Here is a 16,366-nt window from a genome sequence, read left to right on the forward strand (position 1 = left end):
GGCCTCGATGCATCCACCCACGAAAGAACGCCAAAGAGCGGGAACAACCACCATCATGAAAACGAACGTTAAGGCGCTACCGGCCACGCTGGCACTCCTGCTGTCGACCGGCTGCGCGCCTGGAGGGACTGTCCAATCCGTCGGCGATGCCCATCAGGTGGCGTCTCAGGACGAAGCGCAGCCAGTTGCGGCCGATGACCTGCAGACCGAACAGCGCAACCTCCGGACATTCGATGACCTGGACTTCAACGTCTTCAGCCATCAAAAGTGGGACCGGCTCGCGCACAGCCATGCGCAGGACGTGATCGTGCATTGGCCCGATGGCCGCACGACCGTTGGCATCGATACCCACATCGCCGACCTGAAGAAACTGTTCGTCTATGCCCCGGACACGCGGATCAAGGTCCATCCGCACAAGATCGCCGATCGCAACATGACGGCCGTCAGCGGAATCATGGAAGGCACGTTCACCCGGCCGATGCCGCTTGGGGATGGCTCCTCCATGCCGGCGACCGGGAAGCGCTTCACCCTGCCGATGGCTACGATCGGTCGCTGGGAGGGCGGCGTGATGCAGGAGGAATGGCTCTACTGGGACAACCAATCGTATCTGGTGCAGATCGGTGCAGCCCCCTGAAGCGTCAACGACGCTCCGGACCCTTCATGCCATGACTCGCCGCCAGGGTCGCGGCCTGCATCGGCGCGATACAGCTCGTCAGTGTGGCCGGCCTGCTTGTTGCGTGGCTTCAGCGAAAGGGGCGAGCTCGGGGCGTCGTGTCGATGGACAGAAGTCAAGGTGCGCGACGATCACCAGCGGTGTGCGACGCTTCAGGCGGAGCACGCACCTCTACCCGCTGGGCAATGTTGACCCCTCCTGGGAAGCGCAACTCGAGTGTTGTGACGACGTCATCGCGAGGCGAGCGATCCAGCGCGACCAGGCGCATGCCGCTGTCCGGCGATAACAGCTCGTTCGGACCGGATGCCGCCAATGCCTTGCGGCCGCGCCCTTGTCGGGCCCACGTCACCGTACCGTCAAGCAGTCGTTCCACTTCGAAGCGCTCAGCTGGAAAATCGCGTAGCTGATAGGTGCCGGTGAAGCGCGCGGCGATGGCGTCCGTCAGCGGAACAAACGACGCTCGCTCCGAGTGCATGGGATCCGGCCAGCCATACTGGTCGGCGATTGCGCGAGCAACCTCGTGTGCGAGGGTCATGCCTTCATCGGCATTGGTCATGATCGTTGCCCCCTGGCATGTGTCGGGGAACATCAGCCACAGCGTGCGATAGCCGACGGGCGCACCCGTGTGACTGAACTTGCGCGGCGCGCCGTCTGGCGACAGCTCGACGCCCAGTCCCCACGCCCCCGCCTGGCGGCGCATCATCTCGTTCGCGGTGGTCTTGGTCAGGAGCGCTCCGTTCTCGCCGCGCAGCGAACGCACCAGCGCGATTCCGAAGTGCGACAGATCGGTTGGCGTCGACCACAGCCCGGCCGCTGCCTGTTCGGGATACAGGCGCCAGCCGCCGGGCATCTGCGTTCCATCGGCGAGTGTTCCGCTGGCGGCTTCCGGCGCAGGCGTCGTCGCCAGGGGTGCGTGGTAGCCGCTGCGATGCATGCCCGCCGGGCGCAGCACGCGATCGCGTATCAAGTCTTGGAACGGGATGTGGCTCACCTCTTCCATCAACAGCTGTGTCAGGACGAAGCCACCGCCCGAGTAGCGCCAGTCTGCACCGGGCCGCACCTTGATGCGCACCGGATCAGTGTTGGCCGGAGGCGTGCCGTCGAGGATCTGCGTCAGGCTTGGCAGCGTGGTGCCGGCCGCATATCCCTTGAACCCCGGCACGGTCAGCCCGGCGCTGTGCGAGAGCAGTTGGCGCAGCGTCACCGGGATCTGGTCGAACGGCTCTGGCCGCGGCAGGGTCCAGCCCCCAAGGTAGTGCGACACGTCATCGTCCAAGGAAAGTGTGCCGTCCTCGACGAGCTTCAACGCGCCAGCCGATGCCACGACCTTACTGACGGATCCTGCCATGAACCGCGTGCCCGGATACGCCGGTGTGCCGTCCGGTCTAGCTTGCCCGAACGCGCGCGAATCCACGATCTCGCAACCGTCCACGACCGCGACGCTGACCGCCGGCACCCCGTAATGCCGCATGCGCTCTTCGATGCCAAATCGCTGGTTCCCCGCGCCTTCCAGTATGACCTTGCGGCGCAGGTTCGAGTCATAGCCGGCCGTTCCGGGTTCGTTCGCGGCAGCCGCTGGCAATAAGGTAAGTAATACCGCGAACAAGGCGGTGGATGAACCTTTCCATCGGCAAGCACTGCGCACCATGGTTGCGGACACTGTCTTGTAGTGATTGGCCGCCGACGATAGCGCAATGCTCCTGCTTGCACGAGGTTGGCATACCGCCAGCGATCAAATGCTCAACAGAGTGGGCCGACAGGAGCTACGGCTTACGCGAAGCAGGGTGCGTCCGATGTCCGCTCTGGCCGATTGCGGTCGCCGTGACGTTAAGGCATTTGCGGAGTCAGGGTGTATAACGCGGTCCAACTGGCTAACGGAAAGGAGTGGCCATGAGCATCCGTCGTTCTGGGCGGTTGTCCCTGGAAGCTCCCACGCGTCGTGCGAAACGGACACGGATTGACATATGACCGCTCAAAAGCTCGCTGGCGGCACGGTTCACAAGCTGCCTGCCGATTTCCGGGAAGCCATCGAGTCCGATGGCACGGCCAAGGCCCTCTGGGCCGACATCACGCCACTGGCGCGGAACGAGTGGATCTGTTGGGTCACGTCACCCAAGCAGGAGGCGACCAGGAAGCGTCGCATCGAGGTCGGCATCGACAAGATGCGGGGAGGCATGCGCAGGCCATGCTGTTGGCCCGGGTGCCCGCACCGCTGACCTGCTTGCTCACTTGGCCTGAGAGGACGCGGCGACTACCGCCTCGCAGAGGCGTTCTATCACCCGGCTGCCGGCGCGGGCTTCATCTTCGTCGGCGGGAGCAAACTCGGTCATGGTAAAGCCGACCAGATCCGCTTCGCGTGCTATGCGCCCCACGAGCGCGATCGCATCGTCAATGCGCAGCTTGCCGTCGGGATAGGCAACGTAGGGAAACTCTAGCGGGTCCAGTGCGTCCAGGTCGAAATGGATATGCACCGGTCCGTCGATGGCTGCCTGCGGGCCCAGTCGCTGCAGATCCAGCTCGCGTTGCAGTTCCCAATCGCCATCGTCGCCCACCTGGATGCCGACGTAGCGGAAGCGGCCCGGCTCTAGCGGCATTCCAAGGTACGGTCGCATCGGTCCAGGCGCGCGCCCCAGAATCGCGCTGACCGGCATGCCGTGGAAGTTGCCACTGGGCGAGGTTTCCGGTGTATTGGCGTCGAGGTGTGCATCGATCCAGATGACCTGAAGATCAGGATGCACGCCTTTCAGGTAGTCGATCACAGCGACATCCACGGCGCAGTCGCCGCCGGCGGTCAGGACGCGCCTGGCACCCGAGTTGGCGAGGATCTTCTGCGCATTGCGGAACTGCGCGAAGATCGCCCGCCAGCGGTGAACGCCGTGGAGCAGTTCGTCATCGGCCTCGTCATCGCCATGGGCAGGTGGAACCCGGACCAGCGGGGCGAACCGTCCGCAGATTTCCGAGGCCGCTTCGGCGCCGCGCGGCAAGTTCTGGTATCGCCCCGATCCCTGCCATTGCGGGTAAGAAAGACTGAGGTCGAACGGCATGGTTCTGCGCTCCTGTCAGGTCGCCACTATAAGCGCACCACCGTCGTCCGTTCGCCCAGGGTCGCTTCCGATTCCAAGGGGACATCGATCGTTGCTTCGACAGGTCGTGCGATGGCCTCGTTGATGGCGGGCACCGGACTACTTGGGCACCCGGACCAGTGGTAACGTCCGCTTCCGACCCAAAGCGGACATTGGCCAGGCCATTCGACCCGACCCGCTGGGTCCGGTTATACGTCGGCTTGTTAGCCCGACCCAGCTTGCATAAGCTCAAGCCCAATCAGGGGGTTACAGCCCATTCGCTGGGGTGTGGCGTCAGACGTATAACCGGACCGACGGGTCCGTCTATTAGGTAGTTAGCCCGCCGGGAAGAGCAATGAAGACTGCCATTGCAATCGCTGCCTTTCTGCTGCCGCTTCCGGCTCTGGCCGTAGTTGGCGGCGCCACTGTTCCGGACCAGTTTGTTGGCTATTGGGCAGGAAGCCCTGATTCCTGTGGGTCGGACGCGGATGACCTTACTCTTCGCATTACTCCTCGCCACGTCGCCTACTGGGAGAGTCGAGGCCCAATCAAGGCCGCTGTGGTTCGCGGAGACCATGAGATTGCGTTGATCTCTGAGCTGTCCGGTGAGGGCGAAACGTGGCTTTCCACCGCGAAGTTCACATTGTCCAAAGATGGGCAGAAGCTAATTGACGACACGACCGTGCCAGGTCAGGAGATCACGCGGTACAAGTGCCCTGGCCCAGTCGGTACGCGGTCTAGCAATTCATTCAAGCCGACACCGCTCCGCGGCGCGGCTTAACTCTGGCGTTGGACCTGCATGAAGCGCTACCTTCGCCTTGACCAAGACAAGCTAATCTCTCTGGCACTCGGTGCTCTGCTGGTGATCTCATTCGTAGCCAAGCACGGCATTGGTAAGGGCTTACTAGCTTCTGCTGGTTTCGCCTACGCCATGGCGGCAATGTGGCTGGTGTCCGCCGCGTTAACGGCACTTTCCGCAAGGAGTTGGCGGTTCTCGCTGTTCGACTGGGCTGTTGCGGCGTTTGCGGGCATCTATGTGCTCGGGTCCTTTCTGTTCACCTGGCCGGCGGCCGGCACGCTTGCACTTATTGGCGCGGCAACGGGCGGCGTTGTTTGGACCGCAATGTGGTTGTTCAGGGGGCGCGGATGATGCTGCTGTCCGCTGGCCGCATGTCTAACAGTTCATTCAAGCCGACACCGCTCCGCGGTGCGGCTTAACTCAGGCGTTAGCTGCCTATGAGATATCTCGTTGCACTCACCATTCTCGTAGTCGCTGTTTGCCTAGCAGTTCTTGGCTGGCGCGTGGGCCGGGAGTGGATGTGGGAACAGGAGCATGCTCCACTCGGCATTGAGAGTTCGCAGCCTCCCCTTGGAAATTACACTGCTCAAGTTCGCCTGCTCTCCGAGGGAGACGCGTCAGCACCGTATGGTCAAGGCGTGTTCCTGCGCGACCAGCGGATGCAGGATTGGTCAAGCGCCACCCTTGTTTTTGCCGGGTACTGCAAGCCGGAGATAGAGCTCAAATGGCTCTCCGCCGAGCAGCTTGCCGTACAGTGCAAAGTCGCAGAGGGGGTTCCAAAGTTGTTGCCAGCTCCCAAAGGCATCGTTGTTGTAGTCAGCGGTGGCGGCGACTAACAATTCATTCAAGCCGACGCCGCTCCGCGGCGCGGCTTAACTCAGGTGTTAGGTGGCAGGGAAAGATGATCTCGGCTCTTGCAATCGCGATGCTCGCGGCCAGCTCAGGTGCTAACGTATCTGCAGCACAAGCTCCCGCGCTTCAATGCAACATCGGCCCAACGACCGCCCAATTGGGCGGCAACGACTGGTTGATGTACGGCTGCGCTGATGGCCATTCGGTAGTTGTGGTAGCCGCACCACCGAATCCTGCTTCACCGTTCGTTTTCATCGTTACACCTGACGGGAATGGGGGCATCGAGCTTCACGGAGAAGGCACAGGTTCCAAGTCCGCCACAGAGCCGGCATATAAGACCCTCAGCTCAATGTCATCGGCCGACCTGGAGGCCTTCTATCAACAGGCCAGGCATGCTGCAGACAAGTAAGCTGCCACCTAACAGTTCATTCAAGCCGACGCCGCTCCGCGGCGCGGCTTAACTCAGGCGTTAGATGGTGAGGAAGCGAATGTCACGTCTCATTCTCCTCTTGTGCTGCGTGCTGTTGTCGCCACTTGCAAATGCTTGTGAAGTGGAGATCCGAAACAGCACGAACGTTGGCCTCTCCATTCCTACTGATAAAGACACAGCAGTTTCAGTGGAGCCCGGTCAGACCGGCCGCTTTGTGGTCAGTAGCCCAGTTTGGGTGGACCTTCGGCGCCATGGCTCACGAGTTCGAAACTGGGCCCGCTAGGAAAGCTCTTTGCCCGGGCGGGGCGAATGCTCCTGTGCGGATTGAGGCCCGGTCGGACGGTGCCCTTTGGTTAGATACACCTGGTACCCAGCCGGACGGGTTTCCACTGCGGCCAGTTGGCATCCACGACCTCACTGGCTCACCATCTAACAACTCATTCAAGCCGAAGCCGCTTCGTGGCTCGGCTCAACTCAGGCGCTGGCGAATGTCCGCTTATGGCCGTTAGCGGACATTGGGATCGGTCGGACGTCGGATCAGGTGCTAATGTCCGCTTCCGACCCGAAGGGGACTTCAATACATGCTCATGAGATGCGTCAGCTTTGCGGGAGAGTTGACCAGGCTTGAGCTATGCGCTTGCTTGATCTGCGCCCTTGTCGTTGCTGGCTGCCGGGAGCGGACAGGCGCGGCATTGCCTCAGCAATCGCAGGTCGCGGCGAAAACGGCCAGCACCGCACCTCCTCCACCGCCACCTGCCGATGCGCCGTATTGCGTAAAGGACGACCCCGGCCAGTGGCTGCAGGGTACTTCGCAGTTCGTTGTCATAGGTGCGCATGCCGCTAGCGAGGCTTGGCGAGGCTTGGCGGGGTTTGGTCACGCTCACCCGAAGCGGTAGTCGGTTCAATGTCATTCGCGTCGTCGCAGATCGAACTTTGGAGGGCGAAGCGGAAAGTCAGCGATGCGGCGGTGGGGAATACCAGCAATTTGTAGTCCACTATGACGACGGTAGCGTGGCCATCTGCCATATGACAGGTAATGGACGCAACGAGATGCGCTTCGTCTGCGACGTCTCGGTCAAGGGGCAGAAGCCTGGCATGGAGACATGGTACGAACCGCCTCTTGGTGAGACAGTCAATCGAGCGAGTGCTAGATAAAGTCGGCACAAGCGTTCGACGTAAATAAGCTTTTGGCGAACGGCCGCTCCTGGCAGTGGGCGAACAATGGGGCGGGCGGAGGCCAGGTTCTGTTCCACATCCCGGAGGGGAGACGCGACGATGCTGATTTACACGCAGATGAATCCGCGGGGCACAGCGTTCATGCAGGCCCTGGGCTTGCCGTTCTACGTCACGGCGATCGTGGTGGGGCTCGCCATTTCCTCCTGGTTTCCGGGTGCTTACTTGGCCACGCTTCTCGGGGCCTTTTTCATCTACTCCCTCGCCTACAGCAAAGCACTTCACTACTTTGTGCACCGGCTGCGTCCGGCAAGGCCGCTTTGGCAGTTCGTCCTTGCCGTCCTGGTGGTCCAAGCTCTTATCATGGCCGCCACGTTGTATGGGATTGCGGCCTGACAATTCGATCCAGCCGGAGCCGCTTCCATCCATGCGGTACGCCCATCAAGCATTACCTGATGCGCGCAGGATTGCCGACCACAGTCGCACCGGCAGGTACGTCGCGGGTCACGACGCTGCCAGCGCCGATGATCGCGTCGTCGGCAACGCAGACACCGGGCAGGATAAGGGCACCCGCGCCGATCCATACATTGCGACCGATCCGCACCGGCCGGCCAAACTCCAATCCACTGGCACGCTCGTCCGGATTGCGGGGATGGTCCGCAGTCAATATCTGCACGCCCGGACCGATCTGAGTGAAGTCACCGATGGAGACTTCGACGACATCAAGAATGACGCAGTTGAAGTTCAGGAATACGCCTGTGCCGAGGCGGATGTTGAAGCCGTAATCACAATGGAAAGGCGGGCGGATGACGGCGCCTTCGCCGACCTGGGCCAAGCGTTCCTGCAAGAGGCGATGCCATGCGGAGGGCGCGTTCGCGAGGCCGGTGTTGTACCGCGCCAGCCAGGCGCGTGTTGCCGCCTGGTCCGCCTGGATCTCGGGCGAGTTGGCGTTGTATAGCTCCCCAGCAAGCATCTTCTGCTTTTCGGTGGGCTGCGACATCTGTCCTCCAGTAGGCAGAGACGGAGTGTGCGCAAGACGATCGCATATCGAAGCGTCAAAGGCACCAGGGGCAAGCAGGCGTGAGGGTCGTTGCTTTCGCGCCATGAACACCCGGCGCCGCGCCTCCTTTAAGATCACGGCATCCTGCCATCGGAGGTAGTCGGGTGATAACAGGGCGCTGTCTCTACGGTGCAGCCGGCTACGAGTCGCCAGGTCCCGGTTTATTCTCCATCGTGTGCTATTGCCCCGACTGTCAGCGCGCATCCGGAAGCGCCGGCGTCCCGGTGATGGGTGTGCAGCGGGCATCGTTCACCGGCATCGGACCGATCAAGCAGATGCCGCATCCTGGCGAGTAAGTCCGCTGTTGCCGCGGGGGTGAGAGCCTCACCCTGGTCGCCGAGCCGCCGTTGGGATTCAAGCGCGGAACACCGGAGCGTCCGCTGTAGCGCCATAGCGGGCATCCGTCGATGCCAGAGTACGTTTGCCGGCTACCGTCAGCGCAACGCGCTGTCCGGCACGTCCAGCTGGATCGACAGCGCAAGGTGATCCGACTGCGCCGCCGGCAATGCGCGCGCGTTCGAAGTGCGCAGGCCGTCGCCGACCAGGATGTGGTCGATCGCGCGCTGCGGGCGCCAGCTCGGGAAGGTCGGTACGTCGCCCTCGGGCGGTTGCAGGCGGGTGCTGCGGAACAGCGCCTGCATTTCCGGGCGGTCGATCGAGCAGTTGAAGTCGCCCATCAGCACCGCATGCGGGTGGTCGTGCAGCAGTTCGGCGATGAAGCCCAGTTGCGCGGCGCGCGAACTGGCGCCGAGCGAGAGGTGCGCCACCGCGACCAGCAATGCGGCATCGCCATCGCCATAACGCGCCAGCAGCACGCCGCGACCGGAGATGCGGCCGGGCAGTGGATGGTCGATGACTTCGCGCGGTTCCAGCCGGCTCAGCAGGCCGTTGGCGCTGGAGGCGACACCGCCGACGCGGCGGTTGGGCTGGTGGCTCCAGTAGTCGAAGCCGCCGCGCTGGGCCAGGTAGTGGGTCTGGTTGGTGAACCCGGAGCGGAGGCTGCCGGGGTCACTTTCATTGAGGCCGACGATGTCGTGTTCGCCGGCCAGCTGCGCGATCGTGTCGAGGCTGCCGCGCTTGTTGCCGGCCGGCAGTACGTGCGACCAGCTGCGCGCGACGTAGTCGTGATAGCCGCGCGTGCTCGACCCCGCCTGGATGTTGGCGCTTAGCAGGCGGAGCCGGCGCGTCTCCATTCGAGGCAGGGTCGCCAGGTCAGCCGCCGGCCGGGGCCGGAGCAGCGGACTTGGCGCGCTCCTGCGCGACCAGGTGGTCGGCGATGCGCAGGCTGTCTTCGAAGCTCTTGCCGACGACCTTGTACTTGCCGTTGACCACCAGCGACGGGGTCGAGTCGACGCCGGCGCGGGCGATGAAGTTGCCGGCGCGCTTGAGCTTGGCATCAACCGCGAAGCTGCTCATGGTGCTTTCGAACTGCTTGGGGTCGACGCCGTACTTGGCGTAGAAGCTGGCGATCTGGGCGTCGGTCGGCAGCGGCTGCACCGGCAGGGTGTGGTCGACGTGGATGGCGTTGAACATCGCCTCGTGGGTCTTGTCGAGCACGCCCATCGCCTGCGCGGTGTAGAAGGCCTTGGCGTACGGCATCCAGTAACCGCCGAACGGCGCGGCCAGCGCGACGAACTTCACGTCAGCCGGCTGCTTGGCCTTCCAGGCCTCGACCAGCGGCTCGAAGTGCGCGCAGTGCGGGCAGGTGTATCCGAACACTTCGATGACTTCGATCTTGCCGCTGGTGGGCTCGTAGGTCTGGCCGCCGGCGATCTCGACGTAGTCGGTGCCTGCGACCGGGGCCGGGCCCTGCGGCGGCGTGGCGGCCGCTGCGGGAGCTGCCGGTGCCGGGGTCTCGGCCGGCGCGGTCTCGGTCGGTGCCGGAGCGGCCGGGGCCGTCTCGGCAGGAGCTTCGGTGGTGGCTACCGGAGCGGCCGGCGCAGCGGTGTCGGCCGGTGCCGGTGCCTGCTTGGAGCAGGCGGACAGGGCGAGCAGGCCGGTCAGAACCACGGCAAGGTGGGGCAGGCGCGAGGTCATGGATCGAATTCTCCGCAGGTGGCTATTGCTGGAAGGTGTGGCCGGCGCACGTGTGCGTCCGGGCCATCAAGAGGTGTTGCCGCAAGAATACCGGCCGCCGGGGCTGACCGGTATGGCGGGCGCGCAGTCAGCGAGTCGCGCGTTCGCGCGCGACCAGTTGATCGGCGATACGCAGGGTGTCGTCGAAGCTGCGGCCGAGGATGCGGTACTTGCCGTTCACGACCAGCGTCGGCGTGCCTTCCACGCCACTGGTGCGGATGAACTGCTCGGCCTTGTCCATGCGCGCCTGCACCTGCGGGCTGTCGTAGGTGCTGGTAAAGCGCTGCGCGTCGACGCCATAGCGCGCATAGAACGAGGCGATCTCGTCGACCGACGGATTGCGCAGCGGCAGCGTGCCGTCGGTGTGCAGCGCCAGGAACATCGCGTCATGGCTGCGGGTGGCCACGCCCAGCTCCTGCGCGGCATAGAAGGCCTTGGCGTAGGGCGTCCAGAAGCCGCCGAACGGCGCCGCCATCGGAACGAAACTGACCTGCTTGGCGTTCCGGGCCTGCCACTTGGCGATCTGCGGCTGGAAGTGCGCGCAGTGCGGGCAGGTGTAGCCGAACACCTCGACCACCTCGACCTTGCCCTTCACCGGCGCAAATGGCTTGCCGCCCTCGATGACCTCGTAGTCGGTGCCCTCGACCGGGGCGGGTGCCGCAGTGGCGGCCATCGCGCCGGAGACCAGCGCCGCGGCGGGCAGCAGGGCAAGCAGAAGCAGTGACTGCAGGAACGGACGACGGCTCATCGATCGGGGTCTCGTCAGGGCTGGCCATGGGAAGGGGGCGGATCGCGCCTCCCGGAAAACAAAACGCCGGTCGTGTGGACACGACCGGCGCAAGCGAACAACAGGAGGAGATGATCGCTGTGACCGCGGGTCACCGGCGAAAGTTCCGCCTTTATGAACCGGTGGCGGGCGCCGCCGGCTCCTGGGTCGGGGCAGGCGCCGGAGCGGGGGCCGCCGCCGGGGCTGCCGGAGCCGCTGCCGGGGCCGCTGCCGGCGACTTGGCCGCGGCCAGGTCGTCGTGGCTCGGGTGCAGGCCCTGCAGGTAGCTCGACAGCGAGCCGATTTCCTCGTCGCTGAGCTGCTTGGCGACGGTGGCCATCACGTTGAACAGGTGGGCATCGCGCTGCGTGGTGGTACCGGTGCGGTACTCCTCGAGGCGGCGCTGCGTGTAGGCCGACTGCTGGCCCGCGATGTGCGGGTAGGCCGGGCCCGGGTTGCCGGCGCCGTCGGGGCCGTGGCACGCCATGCAGGCCGGGATGCCGCGGGCCTTGTCGCCCGAGCGGAACAGCTGCTGGCCGATTTCGAAGAACTTCTTGCCCGAGTTCGGGCCGGTCGCGATGACGGTGTCGTCGGCGACGCCGGCGCCGGCCTTCTGGGTGGCGAAGTAGGCGCCGATGTCGCGCGCGTCCTGGGCACTGAGGGCGTCGGCGAACGGCTTCATGACCGCGGCCATGCCGGTGTTGCGCTCGCCGCTCTTGAACAGGGCGATCTGGTGGGCGAGGTAGCGCTCGCTCTGGCCAGCCAGGCGCGGGTACTGCGGATCGGTCGGGTTGCCGTCCAGGCCGTGGCAGGCGGCGCAGGTGCCGGCCTTGGTCGCGCCAGCCTTGGCGTCACCCCAGACGACCTTCTCCGGCGCGGTGTTCAGCGCAGCGGCCTGGACCGGCGCGTTGTCCGGGACCGGGGTAACGGTGGTCTGGGCGTAGGCGACGGCAGCGGCCGCCATTGCGGCGAGGCCGATCATGCCGAGGACGCGGGCTTGGCTCATGTAGCTGGGCTCCGAAACACTTTAAGAGGCGCCCAGGATTGCGGACGCCGGAACCGCGGAATTATCGTCGCCGCTTCCGGTCGGGTCAACGCGGATTGAGCGTGTGAGCTGCCCGAGTCAGGCGTTTTGCTGTGTTTTGGGCCTTTTGCGCGGGCCTGGATCGCTGCCTGGGCGGCAATTCCGGCGGTCGGGGGCGTCGCCATGCGATCCTATGGCATGGCCAATCCCTTTGTTCGCGCCCGCTACCTGCTGGCGGCGCATAACCACAAGCAGCTGCCGCCCGAGGGCGGGACCGAGGTCGCCTTCGCCGGCCGCTCCAATGCCGGCAAGTCCAGCGCGCTCAATGCGTTGTGCCAGCAGAACGCGATGGCGCGGGTCTCCAAGACCCCCGGCCGGACCCAGCAGCTGGTCTATTTCGACATCACCCCGCCCAGCGTGGAGCCGGTCCCGGGCAACTACCTGGTCGACCTGCCCGGCTATGGCTACGCCAAGGTGCCGCAGGACCTGCAGGCGCACTGGCAGGCCTTCATCCACCAGTACTTCCAGACCCGCGAGTCGCTCAAGGGCCTGGTGGTGGTGATGGACATCCGCCATCCGCTGCGCGAATACGACCGGCAGATGCTGGGCTACGCGGTCAACCGCGGCCTGCCGGCGCATGCGTTGCTGACCAAGGCCGACAAGCTGGGGCGTGGGCAGCAGACGCAGACCCTGCACGCGGTGAAGCGCGACCTGTTCAGTGCCTTTGGCGACACGGTCAGTGTGCAGACGTTCTCGGGCGAGTCGAAGCAGGGCGTGGAAGAAGCGCGCGCTGTAGTCGCCGGCTGGCTGGGCCTCTGAGATCCCCGTCGTCCCGGCGAACGCCGGGACCCAGGCCCGCAGTCCATCAGCAACGTCACGTCATCCCGGCGAACGCCGGGATCCATTTCGCTGTTGCTCTTTGGTTTGCGAAGCAACATCAACAGCTTCCGCCACTGAAGCGGCGGGTCACTTCTTCTTTGCTGGCCCAAAGAAGAAGTAACCAAGAAGAAACGGCCTCCCTGACAACCCAGTCCTACGACCGGAGTGCTCGAGGGGATTTTTCTAAGGGACATCCTTGTCCCTTAGAAAAACGCCGCACGTCCTGTGCGGCGCCCTCCGGGTCTGCAAGCGCTGCTGGCTGCGAGGTTCACCTCGAAGGCGCGAGGCACAGGCAAAGCCAACGTCAACGTCAACGTCAACGTCCTTGGATCCCCGCCTTCGCGGGGATGACGGTGAGGTATACCCGTCATTCCCGCGCAGGCGGGAACCCAGCGTCTTTGCTCGTGTTGGTTGCTCGCCGAAGACCGCGCAACGAATCGCCAGAGCGTTGTCCGCAGGGGCGGGGAGTGCGGAGCAGCGGGACATGGATGTCCCGCGTCCCGCATAAAGACAGGATGTCGTCTGCGGGACGTAGCACTCCCCGCCCCTGCGGACAACGCCGCTCCGAAGACAACCCAACGTCAAGATGGATCCCGGCGTTCGCCGGGATGACGGTGACAAAGCGGAAGACGTGACGGCCTGGATTCCGGCGTTCGCCGGGATGACGGTGACAGGCGTTCGCCGGTAGGACGGGCAATAAAAAACCCCCGCCGGATCGCTCCGGCGGGGGTTCGTTCTTCAGCCCGGGAGGGGGATCAGAACTTGTACGACGCGCCCACCAGATAGGTGCGACCCCACTCGATGTACTCGAGCGGACGGTCCTTGCTGCTGGCGTAGGTCTGGTACGGCGAGTTGGTCAGGTTGCTGCCCTGCAGGTACAGGCTCAGGCCCGACATCGTGCCCTCGCCGAACTCGTAGCTGATCTGCGCATCAAGCTGGTCGTCGCCCACCACGTAACGCAGCGTGCGGTTGCCGTTGAAGTTGCCGATCTCGCCGATGAAGTCCGAACGCCAGCGCTGGCTCACGCGCGCCTCGAAACCACCGCGCTCGAAGTACGCCGTGAAGCTGTACACCTCGTCCGACAGGCCCGGCAGCGTGATCGGGTCCGAACCGACACTGCTCGCGCTGTCCGGATCGACAATCTCGATGTCGCTGTCGTTGAAGCTGGCGTTGGCCACGATGCCGAAGCCTTCCAGCGGCTCCCACAGCATGTCCAGCGGCAGCGACGCACTCAGCTCCAGACCCTGCAGCATGCCGCCCTGGCCGTTGTACGGCGCAGTGAAGTTGCCCGTGGTCTGGGCCGGCACGCCACCTTGCGGCGGCACGTAGTCGGCGACGAAGCTGCTGAAGTCGTAGTTGTCCTGCGTCTGCTTGTAGATGTAGCTGCGCAGGTCCTTGTAGAAGTACGCGGCCGCAACGTAGGCGCGGTTGTCGCCGAAGTACTTCTCGTAGGAGATGTCGAACGCGTTGGCACGCCACGGATCCAGGCGCGGATTGCCGCCGCTCGCGCCGGGCTTGCCGGTCGAGGTGTCGACGCCGAACTCGAGCGAGGCACGCAGGTCGTCCACGCGTGCGCGGGCCACCTGGCGGGCGAGGGCGAAGCGCAGGGTCTGGTCATGCTCGAACGAGAACGCCAGGTTCAGGCTCGGCAGCACGTCGGTGTAGGTCGTGCCGTCTTCGAACGGCTTGGCCGCACCGGTGTTGTTGTTGGCGGTGCCGTCCCAGTAGTTCGCGTTCGACGACTGGTCGGTGTGCTGGATCTGCACGCCGACGTTGCCGCGGACACCGACCGAACCCCATTCGGTGTCGATGTCGGCCTGCACGTAGCCGGTGGTGATCTTCTCGTTGACCGTCCAGGCCTTCGACACCAGGTACGACAGGTCGGACACCGGATTGAAGGTCATGTAGCGACCGACCGCGCCCGGGACATTCCACGCCGGGATGTAGCCGATGCCGGCGAAGCCCAGGTTGACCGGGTCGAACTGCAGGTCGGAGGCGATCGTGGTGTCGCAGCCGGTGCAGATGTTGATGTTGCCCTCAGGCTGGGTCTTCTGCTTCTCGCGATCGGCGTAGTTCAGGCCGATGTCGATGTTCGACAGCCAGCTCGTCGCCGGAGCCGGCAGCGAGACGACCACGCGTGCACCCTTGAGCTCGTCGTCGACGCTCGGGACCTTGCCGTAGCCGGAACCGTAGATCGTGCCGGTCAGGAACAGGCTGTTCGGATCTGAATAATCGCGCCCCGGCACCAGCTGCGAGAAGTCACTGCGGGAGTAGGCCAGGTTCAACGTGTCGCGCAGCGTGTTGGGCAGTTGCTGGGTGTTGTTCTCCAGGCTCAACTCGTCGCGGCTCGCCTTCGAATAGCTGAGGTCTGCATTGACGCGGGCATTGCCCACGGCGAAGTCGTTGTTCCAGCCGAACGCGTTGATCTCGTCTTCGCGCTTGTTGTACATGCCGCGCACCAGCGGGTAGATGCCGGTGGCGTTGCCGCCAGTGAACGTGCCGTTGCCGTTGACCTGCGCGCCGTTGATCAGCAGGCCGCTCGGATAGTTGCCGAGATTGACCTCGAACTGATTGGCCGTGTCGACCTGCTCGGCCTCGGTGTGGAACACGTCCAGCGTGCTGGTCCAGGCGTTCGACGGGCGGTACTGCACGGTGGCCATGATGCCGTCGCGCTCGGCATAGCCGGTGCGGCGCAGGGCCTTGATGCCGTCGGAGTAGAACGCGCCGGCAGGCACGCCCGGGCGTGCGCCGGCGCCAACGGCCGACCACGGCTCGTACAGGCCGACCTGCTCTTCCTGGATCGGCGTCTCCAGGTGCGAGTAACCGATCGAGATGCCCAGGGTGTTGTCGAGGAACTGGCCGATGTAGCTGGCATTGACGCGGTTGCCGTCGCCGTCGCTGTCGGCGGCCGAACCAAGCGAGTTCTTCTGGTAGCGGGCGCCGAACACGGCCACCGGCTCGCTGTAGCTCAGCGGACGCACGGTCTGCATGTCGATGGTGGCCGACAGGCCCTGGCCGACCAGGCTTGCGTCGGGGGTCTTGTACACGGTCACGCCGTTGAACAGCTCCGACGGGTACTGGTCGAACTCGACGCTGCGGTTGTCGCCGGTGCTGACCACTTCGCGGCCGTTGAGCAGCGTGGTGGCGAAGTCGGGCGACAGACCGCGGACGCTGATGACCTGCGCGCGGCCGGCCACGCGCTGGGCGGCCAGGCCCGGCAGGCGGGCGATGGATTCGGCGATGCTGATGTCAGGCAGCTTGCCGATGTCCTCGGCCGAGATGGCTTCGACGATCGAGGTCGAGTCCTTCTTGGTCGAGATGGAGCTTTCGATACCGGCGCGGATACCGGTGACCACCACCGAGTCCAGCGTCGTGGCGTCCTGGCCGGGCGTGCCCGGCTGGCTCGTTTCCTGCGCCTGGGCGCCTGCGGCGATCAGCATCGTCGCCGATGCCAGTGCCACGCTCAGCAGATTGCGCTTGAGTTGCATCTCCCCTCCCACTGCATAGTGTTTTTATAGTCGGCTTGCGTACGTCGCGGCGATTGCGCCGCCGATCGTCGAAGCCCGCGCGCC

General features: G+C 64.6%; 15 protein-coding genes. 6 read left to right on the forward strand and 9 right to left on the reverse strand.

Going from position 1 to position 16,366, the window contains the following annotated elements; all coding sequences use genetic code 11:
• Positions 1–7: 7 nt before the first annotated feature.
• Positions 8–634, forward strand: a complete 627-nt coding sequence (locus tag AC3A3Q_RS09570) for an ester cyclase (RefSeq protein WP_487586033.1) — start codon at positions 8–10, stop codon at positions 632–634.
• Between the two features lie 154 nt (positions 635–788).
• On the opposite strand, the gene AC3A3Q_RS09575 is transcribed toward AC3A3Q_RS09570, so the two are convergent.
• Positions 789–2,333 (reverse strand): serine hydrolase domain-containing protein, encoded by a 1,545-nt coding sequence (locus tag AC3A3Q_RS09575; RefSeq protein WP_487586034.1) that lies wholly within the window; start codon positions 2,331–2,333, stop codon positions 789–791.
• 304 nt (positions 2,334–2,637) lie between these two features.
• Between AC3A3Q_RS09575 and AC3A3Q_RS09580 the strand changes: the two genes are divergently transcribed.
• Positions 2,638–2,889, forward strand: a complete 252-nt coding sequence (locus AC3A3Q_RS09580; protein WP_487586035.1) for a YdeI/OmpD-associated family protein — start codon at positions 2,638–2,640, stop codon at positions 2,887–2,889.
• A gap of 9 nt (positions 2,890–2,898) precedes the next feature.
• Here AC3A3Q_RS09580 and AC3A3Q_RS09585 read toward each other — a convergent pair whose 3' ends face one another.
• Complete coding sequence (locus AC3A3Q_RS09585; protein ID WP_487586036.1) at positions 2,899–3,717, reverse strand: arginase family protein; 819 nt, start codon at positions 3,715–3,717, stop codon at positions 2,899–2,901.
• Positions 3,718–4,534: 817 nt separating this feature from the next.
• Between AC3A3Q_RS09585 and AC3A3Q_RS09590 the strand changes: the two genes are divergently transcribed.
• Positions 4,535–4,885: a hypothetical protein gene (locus AC3A3Q_RS09590; protein WP_487586037.1), complete on the forward strand. Its 351-nt coding sequence runs from the start codon at positions 4,535–4,537 to the stop codon at positions 4,883–4,885.
• A gap of 320 nt (positions 4,886–5,205) precedes the next feature.
• On the opposite strand, the gene AC3A3Q_RS09595 is transcribed toward AC3A3Q_RS09590, so the two are convergent.
• On the reverse strand, positions 5,206–5,382 hold the full coding sequence (locus tag AC3A3Q_RS09595; protein ID WP_487586038.1) for a hypothetical protein: 177 nt from the start codon (positions 5,380–5,382) through the stop codon (positions 5,206–5,208).
• 1,709 nt (positions 5,383–7,091) lie between these two features.
• Between AC3A3Q_RS09595 and AC3A3Q_RS09600 the strand changes: the two genes are divergently transcribed.
• Positions 7,092–7,385: a hypothetical protein gene (locus tag AC3A3Q_RS09600; RefSeq protein ID WP_487586039.1), complete on the forward strand. Its 294-nt coding sequence runs from the start codon at positions 7,092–7,094 to the stop codon at positions 7,383–7,385.
• 52 nt (positions 7,386–7,437) lie between these two features.
• On the opposite strand, the gene AC3A3Q_RS09605 is transcribed toward AC3A3Q_RS09600, so the two are convergent.
• Entirely contained in the window at positions 7,438–7,989 is a 552-nt protein-coding gene (locus AC3A3Q_RS09605) for a sugar O-acetyltransferase (protein ID WP_487586040.1), read from the reverse strand.
• Positions 7,990–8,153: 164 nt separating this feature from the next.
• Here AC3A3Q_RS09605 and AC3A3Q_RS09610 point away from each other — a divergent pair, with 164 nt between their 5' ends.
• On the forward strand, positions 8,154–8,345 hold the full coding sequence (locus AC3A3Q_RS09610) for a GFA family protein (protein ID WP_487586041.1): 192 nt from the start codon (positions 8,154–8,156) through the stop codon (positions 8,343–8,345).
• Between the two features lie 138 nt (positions 8,346–8,483).
• On the opposite strand, the gene AC3A3Q_RS09615 is transcribed toward AC3A3Q_RS09610, so the two are convergent.
• From AC3A3Q_RS09615 to AC3A3Q_RS09630, 4 genes are all read right to left on the reverse strand, one after another.
• Positions 8,484–9,242 (reverse strand): endonuclease/exonuclease/phosphatase family protein, encoded by a 759-nt coding sequence (locus AC3A3Q_RS09615; RefSeq protein ID WP_487586042.1) that lies wholly within the window; start codon positions 9,240–9,242, stop codon positions 8,484–8,486.
• A 19-nt stretch (positions 9,243–9,261) separates the two neighbouring features.
• Positions 9,262–10,086: a thiol:disulfide interchange protein DsbA/DsbL gene (locus AC3A3Q_RS09620; RefSeq protein WP_487586043.1), complete on the reverse strand. Its 825-nt coding sequence runs from the start codon at positions 10,084–10,086 to the stop codon at positions 9,262–9,264.
• Positions 10,087–10,213: 127 nt separating this feature from the next.
• Complete coding sequence (locus AC3A3Q_RS09625) at positions 10,214–10,873, reverse strand: thiol:disulfide interchange protein DsbA/DsbL (RefSeq protein ID WP_487586044.1); 660 nt, start codon at positions 10,871–10,873, stop codon at positions 10,214–10,216.
• A gap of 151 nt (positions 10,874–11,024) precedes the next feature.
• Positions 11,025–11,897 (reverse strand): c-type cytochrome, encoded by an 873-nt coding sequence (locus AC3A3Q_RS09630; RefSeq protein WP_487586045.1) that lies wholly within the window; start codon positions 11,895–11,897, stop codon positions 11,025–11,027.
• 216 nt (positions 11,898–12,113) lie between these two features.
• On the opposite strand from AC3A3Q_RS09630, the gene yihA reads away from it, so the two are divergent.
• A complete protein-coding gene (gene yihA, locus AC3A3Q_RS09635; RefSeq protein WP_487586046.1) occupies positions 12,114–12,734 on the forward strand; it encodes a ribosome biogenesis GTP-binding protein YihA/YsxC in 621 nt (206 codons plus the stop codon).
• 815 nt (positions 12,735–13,549) lie between these two features.
• On the opposite strand, the gene AC3A3Q_RS09640 is transcribed toward yihA, so the two are convergent.
• Positions 13,550–16,282, reverse strand: a complete 2,733-nt coding sequence (locus tag AC3A3Q_RS09640; RefSeq protein ID WP_487586047.1) for a TonB-dependent receptor — start codon at positions 16,280–16,282, stop codon at positions 13,550–13,552.
• Between the last annotated feature and the right edge of the window lie 84 nt (positions 16,283–16,366).

The organism is Lysobacter sp. Soil_C_59 (assembly GCF_057656415.1).